Below are 18,637 nucleotides of genomic sequence, written 5' to 3' on the forward strand. Positions count from 1 at the left end.
TTCAGACTGCTATTTCCGGCTACAACCGAAGTTCCTTTCACCCTCTTCGTAAATTTTACTTTCAAGTTTGGTCAGGTAATCTAGGCGCACAAACAGCATGCCATAGTTATAGAGATAATCAGGTGAATGTTTGTCCAGAACATATTTGCAGTTCTCAGGAAAATGAACCAGTGCTGGGCAATCATCCAGTTCCAGATCAAGCGCGCTGTACCAGGCTTTGGTGATCATCCCTTTCAACGAGTCTTCACTTTTGTCGTCTCCTAAGTAGTAATAAGCCTGCTTGTTGAATACCAGACAGATATGAAAATGGCATTTCCCGGACTTACTGAATTCTTTGGCCCACATACTACGTAAGGTATTGGGATGAACCCTAACTCCGTTACGCTCCCTGCGTCGCTCGCTGGCCTCCAGTATCTCATTCAACGAGTTAATGAGCCGGGATATTGCTCCTGGTTCGAGATTGGGGAAGCAACAAACTGTATCCTCAAGGATAGGGGGGTAATGAAAATCAACACGTAAAGCCATGATGCTGTTAAATTCGTTATTCGCGTTGTCAATTACCCCAATCATTTTATCCAGATTATCTTCGTTGTGTAATCCGTGTGTTCCTCTGTACGTTTTCATAATATATATACCTGTGTAATTGATCCTACGGTCTATAGGGGACCGTATTAGTTATCACCACACAGGCAGGGCTATACTTACCCAAGGTTGGGGGTATATACTGGCATCAGATCTTAGTACGGACATCCTATTGTGAACTGATTGGTAATAGTACTCTTAGTTATCCAATACTTGGTAGTAAGGGTATATAGCCATTATAATACCATTTCCTGCATCTAAATTTGAGATGAAGTTAGCCCCAGCCTGTGATGACTGTTTAAAAATCACTCTGCAATTAGCTTACTGAATTAAGTTGGTTATAAAACCATTACTCCAACAAGGTTTGGATATTTAAATCCCACCTCCTCCTAAGGTCTGGAGTGGTTCAACAAAAATAGTTCTTCCAACTTTCCTAACAATAACTCGCCCCTGAAGAGCAAGTGCTGTTAGTACATCGTTAAGTATATTTTTATCTCTGAACTTACCGGGGCCAAATTGGCGAATGAAATTTTTCATGATATAAGGAACTCCACTCTCAGTACTTTCCTTAATAGATTGATTATATATCCATGACCAAAGTTCGTTCTCATCATTTACTGTAGAGCTAAGCGAAGATTCATTTGAGAAAATCTGCTTATACTGAGTCATGTACCAAACGCAAATGTTATGGGCAGATTTTACAGATTCGATAGATATTTCATCTCCTTTACTACTAAAACAGTGTAGAAGGGCAGCAACCCGAGCCATGTTTTCAGCCATTTTTGAAGCATAACCTTTAAATTCAAATAGAATCCCAAAAGACTGCATTTCCTTTTCTGTTATATTGTAAAACTCAATCCATTTCTTCTCTGCTTCTGAAGAAAACTTCAAACAAAGGCGCTCTCCTCTAATATTTCTCTCAATACTTTCATTTAGCATTTCCGTCAATCGGTTGTGGAACCTTGTTAAATTAACTGTCGACATACTAGATCCAGTAATCTCCCTGTAGCCCTGAGTTGACTCAGGTTTGCATATTAAACATCGAGGGAAAAAACCTACGTCATGTGCCATTTTTCCCTTCCTCTCAATAAACCTTTGGAGAATAGTAAGTTGTACCATTAACGATAAAGTAAGCCTGGCATCTTTTATTGGCACCTCAGTTCCATTTTTTCTTTCTACTGATATAACAGAACCATCCCAAAGCTTGTTGATAAACGGCAGTTCATTTAACGCATATCCATCAAAAACGACACCACCTTCATCTGACATAATGCCAATGGACCGCCATGTCCCACATAGATACTCCTTTATTGCTGCGGATGTGGCATCACTAAAAATATACTTATATCTGGGTGGCGAAACAGGATAAGCCAACTTTAAATTTGCTAAGCAAATTTTAATTCCTTCCGTATCCTCTTGGTTTTTTACAGCTCTCCTCAATTTTGATAAAAGGGCTTTCTCCTCTTCACCGATGATCATTAATTCATGATCATATTTAGCTTTTTTAACAAGGTACTCCTCAAATTTACTCTCCTCAAACTGATAAATCGGCTTCATAATTAGTTTATCAACTGCACTTTTTCTTTCTCCTGAATCGGCTATTACGATGCTAAAGATATTCACCGGACCATGAAGATATTTACTCCGAAAAACATCAACAGACTCCTGGCAGCTAAGCGAAATCGAAGATAATATCGCAGCACAGATCATAGGCATTGGAGCCTGTGTCATATACTGCACTTCTCTAGCAGCCTCTTTAGCTACATCGGGCAGTTGCTCAAAAAAAACATTGTCATTCCACTCTTCCAAAATAGCGTCCTCTCTTGGTAGAAAAATAATAAATTTCCCTGCTACTTTGCTATTCCCTGCTACCAAATAGCAGGAATAGCAAAAATAGCGCCAATTAAAAAAGGAAATTTAATACGTAAATTCTTCCATTAGCAATTAACTAGTAACGCAATGAAAACTCGGTTACATTAACGAGCATTAATCCAGCAAAGAAGATCGCTAAGCAACCATGCGCAAGATTTTGGTCCAATAGATTTGCGTATAGGGAACTGCCCTACTTGTTCAAGTTTCCATGCTGTAGAACGGGATACTGATGTAATGTACTGACGCTCTTGCTCCCGAACCAAGCGTTCTGAAGGTTCGCCATAGTTCTGCAGAGCCTGCAAACGCTGTTCAGCGGTAGGTTGAGTATATGATTTGTTCATGATTGCCTCCTGTTGTTTCGATGGAGACAATCATGTGTCAGAGCGGATGAATTGGGAAGGAACACGCTTTTGGATAAGCTCTTACTAAGACGTTAGCTTAGGCTCTTCCAGCCATGGTTTAATATCACCTGCAGTGAACTCAACGTCGAAACAGAAAGGCTCCTGAGCAGCCATTTTGTTGAGTTCGGTAGCGATGGCAGATGCCTTTCCTTTGGAATTTTTAATCTTATTTTCCCTACAAAAGAGTGAAAGAAATAAATACATCCCCTTCCTTTTTTCTAAGGTAAATCTTTGCCTTTTATCTGTATATGGTTCAGGTTTTACAAACCATTCGCATAGTGTACTTTCTGAAATATTCGCTTTCCACATATCGTCGTAATCTGGTTTAAGCTTACTGACAATTGGAATGCCATCACTTTCTACAACAACCTTTCGCATGGCTAAACAGAGTGCAAAATTATATTTCTCTGTAGAGTACTTTCTTTTCAATGGCTCTTCATCATCTGAAGTCAAATCTAGACTCTTAGCACTTACAGAATCTTCGAACAATTCAAGCACACTTATTTCTATATATAAATCATCATTTCCAGCAAAAACGTCCTCATTAAAGACTAGATAGTCTTCATCGTATAAACTATAAACATATACAACTCCTACACTGTCATCCTGAATATTGAATGATCCTTTATCTTTAAGGATATATTTTCCATTATTGAATCTGGATAGCTGAGTAGGAACAATTTTCCAATATCCCAATGCCATCCCAGAATATTCATAATTAAAATATTTACCCTGAATAGACCTTGAAAGTTTGAAACCTTCACTAACGGTTAAGTGAGGACTTAATGGTAAATCGGGGATAAATTTCAAAAATGAATGGGCTGGACTGTCTGCTGATATATAGAACTCGTCTCCATCGCTGATGAGTTTCTCGCCCATTATGTGTAAGGATGGCGAAATGCATCTTGATAACCGGCATTTTTTACCATTACCGCCAAAATACAAAAACAAATCTATTTTCTTAGCGAACCACTCATCAAGAATTTTCTCGACAACCGTCTCATCTGAAACTTTTGATAAAGAAACAAAATTAGAGTTCATCAAACCCACCATTAAGAATGCATTAACTTATTGAATAATAAATTAAATCATCTTTAATATCACTGATGATAATGAAGAGGATGTGATCTTGGTCAAAAATTAGTACAACTCCAAATTCACCTCTCCGACCGCCTCAGATAACCAACGGCTGAATTATGCATTTGGAGAACAGATATCAGCCTTGCTAGCCACCCCTATCCGAACTAGAATCAATGCAGCAAAACGAGGCTTTCCACATGACAAAAAAAACAGTACACGCACAGATCACTAAAACTCAAATCTATCGCGCCGTCGCCAGCTCCACCGCGATAGAAACCGGTGTTTCTGTACAAAAGATTGAGCAGCAACTCAAACAAAATCAGGCACAGGCGAAAGCCGTTGGCCTCGCCCGTTAATCTGGCAAGATGTCACCCACCAGTTGCATCATGGGACTGTAGTTCCCTGATACACCTGCTTGTATTGCCTTGAAGTAAAATGCCTTATGCTCATCCCACAGGCTGTAGTCCAGTAAGCCCTTCCTCGCCAGAACCGACAACACATCGCAAAGTAGCCGCGACAGACGCCCGTTACCTTCTCTGAATGGATGGATCAAAATAAACTCAACGTGGCATTCAGCCAGATAACTAACCAGGTCCGGGCGAGCCAGGAATTTCAGTTCACCAGAGCGGGAGAGAAACAGCCTCTCGAAACCATCAAGAAGCAGCGGGATCCTGTCGGCAGCAGCAAACTGGAAGCCATCCTTAGTGAGGTTAGCGTTACGCAGTCTCCCTGCCCAGTCATACACATTCCCCAGCCATTGACGATGCCACCCACTGATATGCTCAAATACCAATACAGCGGGCGGCTGGCCTTCGATAAATAGCTGCTCATACAGCATCAGCAGCAAGCCAGACTCCAACGCCTCCATTTCCTGTTCATCAATGATCCCCAGTTTATTAGACAGCACCAAATCACCAGAGCCAGGCTGATACCGCTCTTCCGCTGAATGAAGCTCATATTTTGACAAGCCCTTACCTCCGCCCAAACAAGTTCACAACGTTGTTTTCCTGCTGTCGCTGATAGTTGTTGATCCGATCTTCCCAGATCTCAAGCGCCCTACGCTTTTCAGTCAGGTAATCATAACGATCATAGTGTTTCGAGCTGACGTCATTCAACGCGTGATTCTGGATACGGTCGCGGATCTCTTTGCTGATCCCCGCTTCTCCCATCAGCGTTTTACAGGTGCGACGTAAATCTCGCGCCGTGAAAACTTTAAGCTCAGGATTAAAGGCCCGAAAATACATAATGGAACGCGCCAGGCTATCAGTGCGTACCGGTCGTTCACCGTTGGTCGAAAGCGGGAAAATATAGGTACTGTTACTTTCCTTAGTCAGGTCTTTCACTGCAGCTAATTCCTGTAGCGCCGATTCAGTCAGCGGGATCAGGTGCTCACGCTTGTTTTTCGATACATCGGCAATGACCAGAAGCGTCTTTTGCTGCCAGTCAATTGCACTCCACTGACTGGCAATCATTTCAAACGGACGCTGTCCGCCGACGTAAGTACAGAAACGGATTAAGTGTTGCATCAAGGGACCCACTCCAGTCGCCTCGGAGAAATGTTCCATGACAAAACGAAGCTCTTCCAGCGTTAACCATGTATCACCCACTTTTTCCGCCGAAGACTGCTTCGGTATGGCCGATACTGGGTTAACCTCAAGACCGAATGTAATGCCCACGCTGGTATTCATCGGATCGTTATCAGCTTTCAGACCGTAGTTAAATGCCGCCATCAGATAGGAACGAATTCGATTCGCATGGACCACCGCATCACGCTGGATAATGCCTGAGAGGATGGTTTTGATCTGCAGAGGTGTCACATCCTTCGCTTTGGTATCACGAGGAATAACGATGTAGCACTCTCTCTCCATACGCTTCAATACATCAGCCCAGGTCCGCTTGTTGTCGAGCTTCATTTTGTTAACGTAGCCATGCACCAGCTCTTCAAACGACCCCTGAGAACGATGGAGCTGCATGATGCGCTGTTCGGCCAGGCGCTGTTGCTCAAGCTCTTGCTGGGGCTCTTTTCCTTCAATAAGCCAGGCTCCGTACTTTTTCGCCAGCTCATTGGCCGTCACCAGTTTCATCTCAGGCCAGATGCCCAACTGGATGAATTTCTCTTTCTTCCCTTTCTCAACGTAGTAACGGAAATAAAAAACTTTGCTGCCTGAAGGCTGAACCTTAACGCCAAGCCTGCCGGTACCACGTTGAGCACTGTTGCTCCACACGTAGTACGCCGTGCTTTTAGTCTTCAATCCACGTATAGCAGTCTCGGTGAGATTAGCGGCCATGAGGTTACCTTTATGAGAATAAGCGTTACCTGACCCGATGCCCATTTCGGGTCAGGTAACGGGTCAGGTAAGGATAGTACAATGGGGAAATAAGAGAACCAATCAGAAACAAAAATAACTTCATAACCAATTGATTATTGACAATTAAAAATACAAACAGAGACAATGACGAACAATTAAAAACATGCCAATTTTATGACTCATAATCGCTTGGTCACTGGTTCAAGTCCAGTAGGGGCCACCAAATTTTAGCTGTTAAATCAGTACATTAAGCCAACTTTCGAGTTGGCTTTTTTATTAGTTAAAATGGCGATGGCGATAGAATGGCGATGCAGCAATCAGTAAAACGGGCTTGTTGCAAAAAATGGCATTACGATGAACACTCATAACCCACCATGATTTAATAGAGATCTTAGTTTATCACCATTGGCTATTTGCAACAGTGCCATTTATTTTACAACGAATTTTTCAGTTTCAGAATTTAATAGTGTTGCGCGCTGTTTGCTTGGTGAGGGTGGCACTGCTTACTATCACCAGATTTACAGCAGTGCCAATTAAGGTGGGTAAGGGAAATTATCACCTTACCCTATATATACGCCAGTACCATTCTCCGTACTACTACAACAGCGGTATAACCATTTTTGCGCCTAAAATATCAATTTTGGCTTATACAGGTATAACGGTAGGGATTAACAATATACAAGTAATCATAATTACCAATTGCTAAATTGGTCCCATACTGAGCACCGCTGGCTTGTAGAGTAGAAGAATAATAACGATTCGCGCCAGCATCCACGATCCAGCCATAAGCATCCATACTACCCCACTCACTCCACAGAGAGCTATTCGCTACTCGGGTTGCACCGGAGCTTGAGGTAGAATTAGTCAATTCTCCCATAGTTGGAAGCCTATAACCTGCGCCCAGAGATGTTACGCAATGGTTAACATTATAAGTCGCTGAAGGCACATTGTTATTCCACCATTTTTTAATGGTAAAGCTATACTGAACCGCATCATTGTTAGTGTTATTCACCGCCTTAATCGTGACGCGACTGTTCCCAGAGTTTGAGTTGATATTAACATTTCCTCGGTTATCAACCGTTACTGCAGGATTATCACTTGTCCATGTATAGAATGGAGCAACTTCAGCTTCTGTATAATTGTTGATAACAATTCTGAATTTTGCATTTGCAAAACCATTTGCAGGAAAACCAGCATTAGCGGCAAAACTTGCCCCATTTACAGAGAGTGATGTTATTGCACTACTTGCCGGAGCAATCAGTACCGTGGCCGGGGCCACGCCCAGCGCATTGCCGCCCACCGTGACCGTCAGGCTGGCCGTTCCGGCCAACGTGCCCGCGGTCAGGGTCGCGGTGTAGACACCATTCGCCTGCTCGCTCACCGTCCCCAGGGTGCCCAGCGTGCTGGCCAAGGCCACCGCCTGACCGGTCACCGGGTTATTGTTGCTGTCACGCAGTGTCAAGGTGACCTGCGAGGTGTCGCTGCCATTGGCTTCGATATTGACCGGGGCCGCCACCAACGTCGAGTTCGTGCTGCTCAGGTCACTGCTGTCGCCGTTCAGGATCACCGTGGCCGGGGCCACGCCCAGTGCATTGCCGCCCACCGTGACCGTCAGGCTGGCCGTTCCGGCCAACGTGCCCGCGGTCAGGGTCGCGGTGTAGACACCATTCGCCTGCTCGCTCACCGTCCCCAGGGTGCCCAACGTGCTGGCCAAGGCCACCGCCTGACCGGTCACCGGGTTATTGTTGCTGTCACGCAGTGTCAAGGTGACCTGCGAGGTGTCGCTGCCATTGGCTTGGATATTGACCGGGGCCGCCACCAACGTCGAGTTCGTGCTGCTCAGGTCACTGCTGCTCCCGTTCAAGATGATCGAGACTGGCACTATGCCCAAAGCGGTACCGTTGACACTCGCGCTGACTGTAGTGATGCCTGATGTCATTCCCGCTGTCAGTGTGACAGTATAAACACCATTACCGCCATCAGTCACAGTACTCAAGCTTCCTAGGGGACTGTTAAAGGTCACATCTTGGCCGGTAACGGGGATGCTGTTGTCGTCTCTTAGCGTCAGCGTTACGAGTGACGTATCGCTACCATTGGCTTCAATATTGATGGGAGCGGCCACCAAGGTCGAGTTAGCATTATTTATCGTTGGTGCATTCACAGTTATTAACATGCTCGCCTGATGGGAGGCGTTACCTTGGTTGTCATAGGCAATAGCATTCAAAATGTAACTGTTAGCGCTAGCTTGGTTAACCTGATATACCGGTAGCGTTATCTCCAGCCCATCCTTGCTGGTTTGTTTTAACACGCCGCCCGCAGCTATCAATTCTGCGCTTTGCCAGTCAATGTGTTTAAGACCGTGCGTTGCTGTCACTTGCGCGGTTATGGTGTGCAGTGAGAGAGGAGCGCCTACCAAACTTTCTGGCAATGACAAGCGCACCAGATTCTGTTTCTGGTAGTCCAGAACAATATTATTATTACGTTCAACCAAATCATAGCGACTCCCAGCCAGGGCACGGCTTGTTGCAACGGCTGAGGGGTCAATATGGGATTGCCACGTTTCACCCAAGCGATAGTTCAACTGGATATTGATACTGCTGTCGTTTTGCCCACTTTTACCTGCGCGATGTTCAGCGCCAATAGTGACTAATGGAATTGGGGTATAATTTATCCCAGCAGTAATAGCATGAGGGTTTTTCTGGCGGTTATCTTTGCCAAACAGCGCGACTTCATCACCACGATATTTTTCATACATCACCTTACCGCCCAATTGGGGATACGACGGTAGATAAGCTTCAGCACGCAGGTCATAACCATTGGCAGGGCGTTCGTTATAATCGATAAAGTCCCGTGATTGGTGCCAGTCCGTGATACCAAAATAGTTGTTGGCGGACAATTTCAGATAATCAGTCCAGGCTTCTGCCCCCACACCGATACGCCGGTTTTTACCAGTAAGGTCATTATCAAAGAAGGTATTAGCACCATACATCCAGCTCCCTTGGAATGTACGTACCCCTGCGCCCATGTTAACTGTATTACGGCTATCTTTATTACGGGCACCGAGTTGGGTAAAGAGAATTGACTTTTCATTGTCATACAATGGGATCAAAACATCAGCCGCGCTGCCGTCCAAATGGAAGTCATTATTAACATTTAACTGTACGCGGGCAGTACCGAACTGGCTCAGCCACTGTTGTGCTGAGCTCTTGAGCTCATTGCTAGCTGCAGAACGAAGCAGGAGCTCACCAGATTTAGCTGAATCACCGTTGGCTAAGGCGGTAGCACCCGCCACCGCATGGCCGGCTAATTTATTTTCTACTGAAAACGTATTGCCTTTATTGTTATCTATCGAGAAGGGAGATACTTTACGGGGGACATCAATTTCATCGCCCGTAGTCAGCGCAGCGAAGGGTCGAGAAAAAGTACGGTAGATATTAATTTTTTTTAGTTCGTCAACGCTAATACCGTATTTTTTCGCAACAATATCGACAGTCTCTCCCAAACTAAGCACATAGGGTTCAGAGGATGAATAAGATAATGTTGTTGCCGCCTTTGAAGCTTTCATTGCGGCAATAGCCGGAGAAAAAGGGGCACTCAGCGGGATAAAGATTTGTAATAGTAACATCCCCCAGGCAACCCGTCTAATATGGGGGCGCGGGAGATGAGAAACATGCCTTTTCGATGAGACACACGCTGCAGGCAGCGGTTTCTTGAAAAAAGAAAAACACTTAATCATATAATTACGCTCATAAATAGCGAATTTCACTCTGAATGAAGAAAGCAAAGAGCAAGAATTCATTGTATATAGTTATTTTTGCAGTATTACCAACTCGATTTTCCCCGAGTGTGGTAACACAAAGTATGAAGTTAAGATTAGATATGTTTGTCTATAAAAATCAGATTAAAATAACAGACATGCTTTTCCTCGCTAATCTTAGCGGTGTTTTCTATTTAAGAAATAATAAAGGAAAATTATAAAGCAACACCAGTTACTTATTTTTAATATACCTCCTTTTGAGGTGGTAATATTTAATATATCTAGATAACTAATATACAACAAAAAAAATAGAGTAGTTATATAGGACTTCATACCCACCTCAAGTAAGGAAAATCCCAAAAGGTAGACATTAAGGTAGCATCGAGAAAAGGGGGCTTGTTGAAAATAATGAGAGGCGGTGATTTTACTCATTGATGGGGGGAATAATTAGGCTAAAACCGTCTCAATATTAAAGAGCCGATTCATAAAGGCGGATCTTTCCCGCACTCGATATTCAGGTTCGTCACGGCGTAGCCAAATATCAAATTGACCTTTATTCAGTCGTCGCATCGTCTCAAATCCCTGAAGCGTTGACCAGGCTCGGTTTGGCCGCTTGAAACCCCCGGCCGCTTTCACCAATTTTTTGATGGGTGCATGGTCAGACTCGATACGATTATTCAGGTATTTGACTTGCCGCTGCTTTGCATCATCCCGTAGCTTTCCCTCTTTCATTAAACGAGTGATAGCGTAACCGTATGACGAATGTTTATCGGTATTGAGTATTTTAGGTTGTCTTTCAACAGGATAAGGTTTTAACACCCGTTTAAGGAATTGATAGGCAGCATTTTTATTTCGTTTAGCCGAAAAGTAAAAATCTAATGTGGTGTCGTGCTTATTGATGGCGCGATAGAGATAAAACCATTTTCTGTTGACTTTGATATAGGTTTCATCGAGTTGCTATGATGAGTCGGCATGCATAAATTGATATCGTCTCAATTTCTGACGAAGTATGGGTGCATATTCAATAAACCACCGGTAAATGGTAGAGCGATGAACGGAAATCCCACGCTCTGCGAGCATATCACTGACGTTGGCATAACTCATCGGGGTTGAACCGTACTACCGTAAGCACCACAGGATGATCTCGGGTGCAAAATGTTTCCATTTGAAATCGCTAGGGGTCATGTGGGTTCACTGAAGAAGGGATGAATAGCTTCAATTTTCATGACTACGCCATTTTTTGCAACAAGCCCCTAAATAGCCCGCAGCTCTACTTTTTCTAACTTCGCTAATGCGACAGAGCCAAAAAATCAGGCCAGAGCTAAGCCCTGACCTGAAAGTCATATTGTAACATGATGAACTAGAAGCTAATTTTCACACCGACATTACCCGCATAACCGTCCATTTTACCGTTAAAAGCGCGCTGGTATTTAGCATCTGCATAAATATCAACATTACTATTCACTTTAGCAGTCACGCCAGCACCGCCCTGCCAATAGGTTTTACTGAATTCAGGGCGCAGGCTCGCCGTATCAATAGTGACCTGCGGGTTTTTACCTAACTGATGTACCACATCAGCAGATAAATAAGCTTTGATGGTTTGCTGTTTGGTTGCCTCACTAAAGACACGCATCCCAGCGCGGGCCTGCCCGACAGAGTAAGAAGTACCGTTCACTCCTGAGATCTCGTCACTGAAACTGTTCAGATTCAGATATTGGTATTTCAGTTGCCCCTGAGGCTCAACCTTCCAACTTCCTGCAATAGGGTACGCCTGACCTACTTCAGCAGATACCGCCACACCATAACCATTCTGTTTGGTATCATGTTGGCTTTGATAATTATTGCGGTATAACGTCCCTTGACCAACGAGGTCAATATAGCCACCTTGTGACGTAATTAAGGTGTAATAACCGCCCAGACCATAAGCATCAGTATTAATCTTACCCGTATTTACAGATAGCTCCGGACGCACAGCCCGTGCCTTATCTTGCGTGTCAGTTTCCTGTTTACCCAGCGTTATCATCACGCCCGCTGTCGCCTGTGTTCCTGCGGAGTTTTCAGTTTGATAGAAATCATGACCCAATTGAGCGAACCAGATATCTGAGTCATAGCTAAAACGACCTGCATCAAACTTATTATGCTGCCCGCTAATCCTGCCCCAGGAATCCTGATTAAAACCATTGGCCGCACCTTCAGCTGAACCACGGCGTTCGTGCAGACTACCTAAAGTGGTAAAACCATAGAATGCATTTAACCACGGCGCGGCAATATATCCCGGCACTTCACTGCGATAAGCCGTTTCAGGCACAGGGTCAACACCAATACCTATCCCCGGATCTGTCGGGCCAACAGACGCCAGATTGGACTGCAAATTCCAGCTATTCTCATCTATCTTATATAAGAAATACTGATATGCCCCAGCAACAACCGAGTTGCTCATGGTGAATTGCCCGGAGTGGGTATCACCATCAACGGTAATAAGGTTGATTCCGGCGCCGGTAGTTAATGCCCCCAGCCCACCTTGGTTAATCACCTGAACATAATGGTCACCAGTAACATTCCCTATCACATGCAATTTGTTTGCCGGTGAACTGTCATCGCCTAATTGCGCATTGAAAACAAAACTGCCATTGCCAGTCAGATCGCTATTAATGGTTAAGGTACTAAAACTGTAACCCAACGTGCGTGCATTTGGGTTACTGCCGCTTGGGATAAAATTCATCTGACCCAAAATGCGCATCGAATCAACATCGGCATCACCGGTCAAATTCCACACACTGCTGCTATCAACATCAACACTTTTGGCGTTATATGCCGCACCAGTCCAGACCGAATTTTTATTCAGTGTTAAGCTAACATTATTATGATCTTCCGCCTGCAGGTCACCCACCAGTACCGAATAGTTTTCAGCATTAAGATTGACGTTACTGATAATATTGAGCGGAGAAGCTACCGTTCCGACGTTAGTACCGGCGTTGACCAGCACCCCATTACCGCCGATTAACTGTGAACCATTATTCACATCCATATTAATATTTGCACCATATGCTCGAACGCCAACACCGTTCTCGCTGATAACTTGAGAGTTATCCAATATAACCTTACTATAAACCGCATTCGAACCTGCGGCATAAATTCCACCCGCATTCACACCACTGGTAGTAATTTGGCTATCTTTTAGCGCAATAGAACTGCTGGTTTGAGTCCACAAAGCATAAGCACTCGCACCGGTTGAAGTCGCGGTGATATTTTTAGCATTGATCGACGAACCGATAAAGGTGCCGAGCACCATGCCTGAAGCACCGGTGGTGTTAATCGTCGCCCCGGTCAGATTCAGATTTCCACCACGCGCAGCAGTAGCACCAATACTGCCAACACCGGCTGTGGAGATGCTCATATTGCTGGCATCAAAAATTGATTCTGAGTAAATGCCGTGAGAACTATTGCCGCTTGTTCTCACGACTGTACTGTCGACAGTTGCTGTGCCCCGGTTCTCTATAGCGGTAGCACCATCCCCTTCGGTAATGAACTCGGCATTATTTACCTTCACCGATGTCGTCGTATCCGGTACCCTAATTCCCATGGCATAAGCGCCTTTGGAATGGTAGGAACCGCCATTTATCGTGACGTCAGCATTCATGTTAACGTCAACCATCGTCGCGTTGCCGCTATGAGATATCGCATTGATATTATTTAATATAATGACTGCTTTATTGGTCGAACTGTTACCCATAGCGCGTAACACCGCGCCAGAAGCCAAATCAATATTGGCATTGCTGACTGTAGCCGAACCGGTAATATCAAAAACCTGATTCATATTACCCGTGGCCGTCAAGCCATCCATGGTAATAGTCGAATCCCGGCCAACACTCACCCCGGCGTAGCCGTTGGTCATATTAATTGTGGTGTTATCTAAGGTGGCATTTATACCGCCATTCCCAATATAAACCCCAGTGCCACTGGCACTGCTGCTGTTATTTATGGTGTTATTCGCCCCACTTAACGCACTGCCAATATCACTCAGATAAATACCGTAACTACCACCACCACTGGCATTGAGAGTCGTATTATTGACTGTTAATTTGGCACCACCAGACCCCGAAATACCGTAAGCCGATGAGCCACTGGTAGAGATCACGGTACCATTAATATCTGCACTGCTCCCCAGCCCCGTCGAAGAAACACCATAAGCGGTGGAGCCAGTCGTCGTCACCGTCCCGCCCTGTAAATTCACGGTGCCTTTATTATTGCTGATACCAAATGCCACGACACCACCAGTCTTGATAACCGATCCATTCAGTGTCAGAGTGCCACCATTCGTCACATTGGCACCATTTGCACCACGCCCCGTGGTAGTGATAGCGACATCTGAGCCGCCAGTTACCTCGCTGATAAAACCTTGCACGATGACCGGAGATAGGTTGTCACCATCGGTGCCATATTCACCTAAAATTGCAACAGAATTACCATCAGTGACACTGACTGTCTGTGCCGCCCAACTATAAAGTGGAGTTAGCAGCGGCACCAGTAAACTGGCCAGCAACGTTTTACGAAAACAGGGTAAGTGCGCTATATTATGTACATTCATGTTGACAACCTGGTTTTATAACAAATTCAAATATAGAAAGTTTTTAACTTTATTTATTTGGTCTTGTTTTATTTGTAATGTTTATATTTATCCGTCAGGTTTTATTTAAAGAAAATAAATAACCTATCCTATTAGCAATATATGCGATAAGAAATATATTTAATATGGGATCACATACCAAAGCATGTAGTCCATTTCCTAAAATATATAAATAAAGATCTGAATCAGTCGGTTAAAATGGTTGAATTGAAAATATAACTGACGTTAATTTCAGTATGCCAAAATGCTGGAATTTGGCTCTGTCGCATTAACGAAGAGAAGACGAAAAACAGGAGGTGCCTATTGTATAGGCGACCAACAAATAAAATTGTTCTGCTGGGGACAATCCGCCACCAGCGGGATAATGGCACTGTCCTTGGCACTGTTGCAAATAGCCGATGGTGGTAAGCTGGTCTTCTCTATTTTAGCGGAAGACACAGCGCATGAACCCTTTCCATGGAGGGGTCCGCTTTGAAAACGGAAAACATCCTACGTTAAGCCTGTTTTTTAAGCAGGCATGACGGGCAGCATTGAGCGACACTCGCCCTTACTGAAGCCATAAAAAGCTTGTCGAATGTCTCAGGGCGTGAAGCGGACATTGGAATCTATATAATTGGCATTCATTTCAACCCAAAGTTTATAAATCATGTTTAACAGTGGTGGCATTACACTACACCCATAATCATCAATGCCGTTCAATGTGGTAACTTCTTAAAAAGATGAGGAATTGTATGAGTATGGTTGCCCTATTCCGGGACGGCCAGCATTGACTGGCCAAAGTGTAGCGATATTAGGATCAGCTATTTAGACTCGCTAAGCGACTTTACCTATCATGGGCGTTACCAAATGATGGGTATAGCATTCGCGCCATTTCTGCCAATGAACTGTGAGGGTTCACCGTTCTTAACATTTCCTTGCCCATAGAGTCGGATAAGCACAGTCAGGCAACTGGCTGTGCTTATCCGACGGTATTACTCATTTCTCACTCCCTATATTGAGCCTGTTATAAAGTCATTTTCTTTAATGGCTTTAATAAACAGTTGGTAGTTCTCTATCATAACCGCCGATGTTTCACGCATTTCACTCTGGTACTTTCTATATGTCTTTTCACTTTTAGGGTTATTTCTCCAGTCATAAGGCAGATCAAGTCTTAAGGGTTCTCTTTCTGGATTGTCTACCGTCAAAAATGGCGTAAGACTGTTATAGAAAGCAGTGATTGCGATAATAAAGTTATCTTTCACTTCATTAACAGCGGAATTATATAACCTATATTTTGCATCCCTGTATTTTCCTGCACCATCTAAGTTACGGGGAAATTGATATGTCATGCCGACAATATAACTTTGCTCTGCTTCATAAAAGGTGGCTTCATAAGGCAGAAGCGTCAGTATTTCTTCAATGATTTTTAAATCATGCGCTTTCTTTTTTTTCTTCAATACCTGATTCTGTTTTTTAATGGGAAATATTATTTATCGTGGTGATGTTCAGGTCACGACCGGCCTGATTGATATTGCCATTGTTATTTTTATTTGTTTGCCTGAGTTTATATTTTTTGATTATTTTGGGGGCGGCTAATACGGTAATACCCAATCCAATAATAGAAACACCTAACCCCTGATAGGTTGCCCAATCAGTCCCGATGTATGTGTTAAGCCAGTGAAGCATAGTCATTCCCGACGAAATAAAGATGCCTGTCATGATAGCAGAAAGGCGGCGTTGCGACGCGGTGTGTCACAGTTGTCGCATCACTTGGCTTTACGCGGAGAGTGCCAAACTCAAATCAGCTGTTGCCAGTAGCGATTGTATAAATATATCCCATCCGATTACTACCGTAAAATAAGTAGTATGGGTAAGCTAGCCCTTGCCATACAGGGTGTTAAGGCTACAAATAAAATAAGAGTTATCGGTAGCACCTATCTGGATGATAATTCAGAGTATGAAAGAAAATAAACAGCAAGGAGGATCATTCCTCCTTATTGGAAAGATATCTATATAATTTCCATGCCAGGTCCATTGGCGTTATATAATAAGTCATAAACAAGCCAAAAATCAGAGCGACAAGATAACTGAATATTTCATCCGATGTATAATCATTGAACATCATAAAAATAAGAGGGGTAAATAAAATCGCACAAATCAAACATCCCGCAAAAAAAAACGCTTCTTTAAATCTATGAGTAAGCTTGAATAAGTTTCTTTTTGTGTGTCATCACGCGAAATTATTTTTCGCATGTGCGCAATATTCTTAGCCGTAAAGCCTTTATTCAACAGTTTATTTTCCATTTCTGATTCTATCATCGCATTATCTCCTTTTCCCAAGTTCCCCTTGGTAAACGACCAACAGATATCAGCCTTGCTAGCCCCCCTATCCGAACTAGAATCAATGCAGCAAAACGAGGCTTTCCACATGACAAAAAAAACAGTACACGCCCAGATCACTAAAACTCAAATCTATCGCGCCGTTGCCAGCTCAACCGCGATCGAAACCGGTGCTTCTGTGCAAAAAATTGAGCAGCAACTTAAACAAAATCAGGCACAGGCGAAAGCCGTCGGCCTCGCCCGTTAATCTGGCAAGATATCACTCACCAATTGCATCATAGGGCTATAGTTCCCTGATACGACTGCCTGTATTGCCTTGAAGTAAAACGCCTTGTGCTCATCCCACAGGCTGTAATCAAGTAAGCCCTTCCCTGCCAGAACCGACAGCACATCGCAAAGTAGCCGCGACAGACGCCCGTTACCTTCTCTGAATGGGTGGATCAAAATAAACTCCACATGGCATTCAGCCAGATAACTTACCAGCTCCGGACGATCCAGGGATTTCAGCTCACCAGACCGAGAAAGAAACTGCCTCTCAAAACCATCAAGAAGAAGCGGGATCCTGTCGGCTGCGGCAAACTGGAAACCGCCCTTCGCCAGATTAGCGTTACGCAACCTCCCAGCCCATTGCTTGCCGAACATTCAATAGCCAGCACCTTCGTTGGTGAGATGTTTTAGCCCGCTAAAATTCAAAGCTGCTTAACGACCTACAATAATTCTCGTACTATAAAATAGCCATCTAACTCTCCGATGAGACCTGAAAATGTCTGTGCTTACTCACTTTGATATGCTTTTTCAATACAAGGCCTGGGCTGATAAAGAGATCCTCTCCGCTATCGCCAATGTTGATACTGCTGCTTATAAAGATAAACGTCATCTTATGATTCGCCTGATGAATCATATTTATGTGGTTGATCAAATCTTTATCGCCAATATTCAGGGGATTCCCCACCGTTATACTGCGCTGAATACAGTTGAGACACCGCCTCTAGAGGTGCTGAGTGACGCCTTTGCTATCAGTGATAATCACTATCTCGAGTACCTTCACTCTCTGGTTGAACAGCAATTGGATGAAATGATTAACTTCAAATTTGTCGATGGGGGAAAAGGGGCAATGAGTAGAAAAGAGATGTTTTCCCATGTTGAGCATCATGGTGCTTATCACCGAGGTGCCGTGGGGTGGCTGCTGTCTGAATGTGAGGTGACACCGCCAAAAGATGTGCTAACCCTTTTCTTACGCGATACTTATCAGGCAGAGCAATAATCAATCCCAGAGGCGATTAAATACGTTATCAGTTGATAACGTATTCAGTATAAGAATGCTATGAATTGACCGATTGCGTTCTGAGAGCATCAATGGCGGCAATTGGCATCGATATTACGGATTTGAGACTATTTTCAATACGTTCAATAATGGCCATTCGTGGGCCAGAAAGCCAGCCGTCACTGCTGTAAAAACGTGCCTCAGCGCCCGCTAATGCCTCTTGACTGTCAAAGGCACGCATCAGGTAATAAGCATCTGGGTCGTGCAGCGATTGACCATAAGCGACGACGTCCATCCCCTCCCTGGCGTGCAAGGGAATGCTGATCTCTTGCATAATTCGGTGGAATTCCGCACCACTACCTGGCTTCAATGTGTATTGCAGTATTTCCAGTATCCGAGAATCCATTTGCCTTTCCTGTCATTAAT

Annotated in this window: 14 protein-coding genes and 3 pseudogenes; 3 read left to right on the plus strand and 14 right to left on the minus strand. The window is 44.0% G+C overall.

Annotation, left to right across the window (positions count from 1 at the left end; all coding sequences use genetic code 11):
• Window positions 1-9 precede the first annotated feature (9 nt).
• From A6J67_RS00510 to A6J67_RS00525, 4 genes are all read right to left on the minus strand, one after another.
• A complete protein-coding gene (locus A6J67_RS00510; RefSeq protein ID WP_080608013.1) occupies window positions 10-624 on the minus strand; it encodes an inovirus Gp2 family protein in 615 nt (204 codons plus the stop codon).
• A 330-nt stretch (window positions 625-954) separates the two neighbouring features.
• Entirely contained in the window at window positions 955-2,391 is a 1,437-nt protein-coding gene (locus A6J67_RS00515) for a YfjI family protein (protein WP_105165800.1), read from the minus strand.
• A 167-nt stretch (window positions 2,392-2,558) separates the two neighbouring features.
• Window positions 2,559-2,795, minus strand: coding sequence for a helix-turn-helix transcriptional regulator (locus A6J67_RS00520; RefSeq protein ID WP_080608014.1), 237 nt, complete (start codon window positions 2,793-2,795; stop codon window positions 2,559-2,561).
• 84 nt (window positions 2,796-2,879) lie between these two features.
• A complete protein-coding gene (locus A6J67_RS00525) occupies window positions 2,880-3,896 on the minus strand; it encodes a hypothetical protein (RefSeq protein WP_080608015.1) in 1,017 nt (338 codons plus the stop codon).
• A gap of 236 nt (window positions 3,897-4,132) precedes the next feature.
• Here A6J67_RS00525 and A6J67_RS00530 point away from each other — a divergent pair, with 236 nt between their 5' ends.
• Complete coding sequence (locus A6J67_RS00530; RefSeq protein WP_033848754.1) at window positions 4,133-4,291, plus strand: hypothetical protein; 159 nt, start codon at window positions 4,133-4,135, stop codon at window positions 4,289-4,291.
• On the opposite strand, the gene A6J67_RS00535 is transcribed toward A6J67_RS00530, so the two are convergent.
• From A6J67_RS00535 to A6J67_RS23385, 8 genes and pseudogenes are all read right to left on the minus strand, one after another.
• Window positions 4,288-4,902: a Fic/DOC family protein gene (locus A6J67_RS00535; protein WP_192945358.1), complete on the minus strand. Its 615-nt coding sequence runs from the start codon at window positions 4,900-4,902 to the stop codon at window positions 4,288-4,290. The two genes, A6J67_RS00530 and A6J67_RS00535, sit on opposite strands and share 4 nt — an antisense overlap.
• Window positions 4,903-4,906: 4 nt before the next feature.
• Window positions 4,907-6,223: a tyrosine-type recombinase/integrase gene (locus A6J67_RS00540; RefSeq protein ID WP_080608016.1), complete on the minus strand. Its 1,317-nt coding sequence runs from the start codon at window positions 6,221-6,223 to the stop codon at window positions 4,907-4,909.
• A 655-nt stretch (window positions 6,224-6,878) separates the two neighbouring features.
• A complete protein-coding gene (gene yrIlm / locus A6J67_RS00545) occupies window positions 6,879-9,869 on the minus strand; it encodes a YrIlm family inverse autotransporter adhesin (protein WP_105165801.1) in 2,991 nt (996 codons plus the stop codon).
• A 579-nt stretch (window positions 9,870-10,448) separates the two neighbouring features.
• A pseudogene (locus tag A6J67_RS00550) lies at window positions 10,449-11,186 on the minus strand (IS6 family transposase).
• Between the two features lie 175 nt (window positions 11,187-11,361).
• Complete coding sequence (gene yapE / locus A6J67_RS00555) at window positions 11,362-14,589, minus strand: autotransporter adhesin YapE (protein ID WP_080608018.1); 3,228 nt, start codon at window positions 14,587-14,589, stop codon at window positions 11,362-11,364.
• Between the two features lie 1,028 nt (window positions 14,590-15,617).
• On the minus strand, window positions 15,618-16,064 hold the full coding sequence (locus tag A6J67_RS00565) for a hypothetical protein (protein ID WP_050072608.1): 447 nt from the start codon (window positions 16,062-16,064) through the stop codon (window positions 15,618-15,620).
• 16 nt (window positions 16,065-16,080) lie between these two features.
• Window positions 16,081-16,293, minus strand: coding sequence for a hypothetical protein (locus A6J67_RS23210; RefSeq protein WP_050288489.1), 213 nt, complete (start codon window positions 16,291-16,293; stop codon window positions 16,081-16,083).
• 298 nt (window positions 16,294-16,591) lie between these two features.
• Window positions 16,592-16,926: pseudogene (locus tag A6J67_RS23385) on the minus strand (hypothetical protein).
• A 109-nt stretch (window positions 16,927-17,035) separates the two neighbouring features.
• Here A6J67_RS23385 and A6J67_RS00570 point away from each other — a divergent pair.
• On the plus strand, window positions 17,036-17,194 hold the full coding sequence (locus A6J67_RS00570; RefSeq protein WP_105165803.1) for a hypothetical protein: 159 nt from the start codon (window positions 17,036-17,038) through the stop codon (window positions 17,192-17,194).
• Here the strand turns inward: A6J67_RS00570 and A6J67_RS00575 are convergent.
• A pseudogene (locus A6J67_RS00575) lies at window positions 17,191-17,574 on the minus strand (Fic/DOC family protein); the annotation flags it as partial. The gene A6J67_RS00570 and the pseudogene A6J67_RS00575 overlap by 4 nt on opposite strands.
• A 136-nt stretch (window positions 17,575-17,710) precedes the next feature.
• Here A6J67_RS00575 and A6J67_RS00580 point away from each other — a divergent pair.
• The gene (locus A6J67_RS00580; protein WP_032907479.1) at window positions 17,711-18,211 is read left to right on the plus strand and encodes a DinB family protein; all 501 of its coding nucleotides are present in this window, start codon (window positions 17,711-17,713) and stop codon (window positions 18,209-18,211) included.
• A 58-nt stretch (window positions 18,212-18,269) separates the two neighbouring features.
• Here the strand turns inward: A6J67_RS00580 and A6J67_RS00585 are convergent, their stop codons facing one another.
• The gene (locus A6J67_RS00585) at window positions 18,270-18,617 is read right to left on the minus strand and encodes a putative quinol monooxygenase (RefSeq protein ID WP_050296892.1); all 348 of its coding nucleotides are present in this window, start codon (window positions 18,615-18,617) and stop codon (window positions 18,270-18,272) included.
• Window positions 18,618-18,637: the final 20 nt, after the last annotated feature.

The organism is Yersinia sp. FDAARGOS_228, from assembly GCF_002073315.2.
Lineage (GTDB): Bacteria > Pseudomonadota > Gammaproteobacteria > Enterobacterales > Enterobacteriaceae > Yersinia > Yersinia intermedia.

Excerpts from the sequence above, each read along its gene's own strand:
- A6J67_RS00510 (WP_080608013.1), bottom strand. The coding sequence starts at position 624 with ATGAAAACGTACAGAGGAACACACGGATTACACAACGAAGATAATCTG.
- A6J67_RS00520 (WP_080608014.1), bottom strand. The coding sequence starts at position 2,795 with ATGAACAAATCATATACTCAACCTACCGCTGAACAGCGTTTGCAGGCT.
- A6J67_RS00525 (WP_080608015.1), bottom strand. The coding sequence starts at position 3,896 with ATGAACTCTAATTTTGTTTCTTTATCAAAAGTTTCAGATGAGACGGTT.
- A6J67_RS00530 (WP_033848754.1), top strand. The coding sequence starts at position 4,133 with ATGACAAAAAAAACAGTACACGCACAGATCACTAAAACTCAAATCTAT.
- A6J67_RS00540 (WP_080608016.1), bottom strand. The coding sequence starts at position 6,223 with ATGGCCGCTAATCTCACCGAGACTGCTATACGTGGATTGAAGACTAAA.
- yrIlm (WP_105165801.1), bottom strand. The coding sequence starts at position 9,869 with ATGTTACTATTACAAATCTTTATCCCGCTGAGTGCCCCTTTTTCTCCG.
- yapE (WP_080608018.1), bottom strand. The coding sequence starts at position 14,589 with ATGAATGTACATAATATAGCGCACTTACCCTGTTTTCGTAAAACGTTG.
- A6J67_RS23210 (WP_050288489.1), bottom strand. The coding sequence starts at position 16,293 with ATGCTTCACTGGCTTAACACATACATCGGGACTGATTGGGCAACCTAT.
- A6J67_RS00570 (WP_105165803.1), top strand. The coding sequence starts at position 17,036 with ATGACAAAAAAAACAGTACACGCCCAGATCACTAAAACTCAAATCTAT.
- A6J67_RS00580 (WP_032907479.1), top strand. The coding sequence starts at position 17,711 with ATGTCTGTGCTTACTCACTTTGATATGCTTTTTCAATACAAGGCCTGG.
- A6J67_RS00585 (WP_050296892.1), bottom strand. The coding sequence starts at position 18,617 with ATGGATTCTCGGATACTGGAAATACTGCAATACACATTGAAGCCAGGT.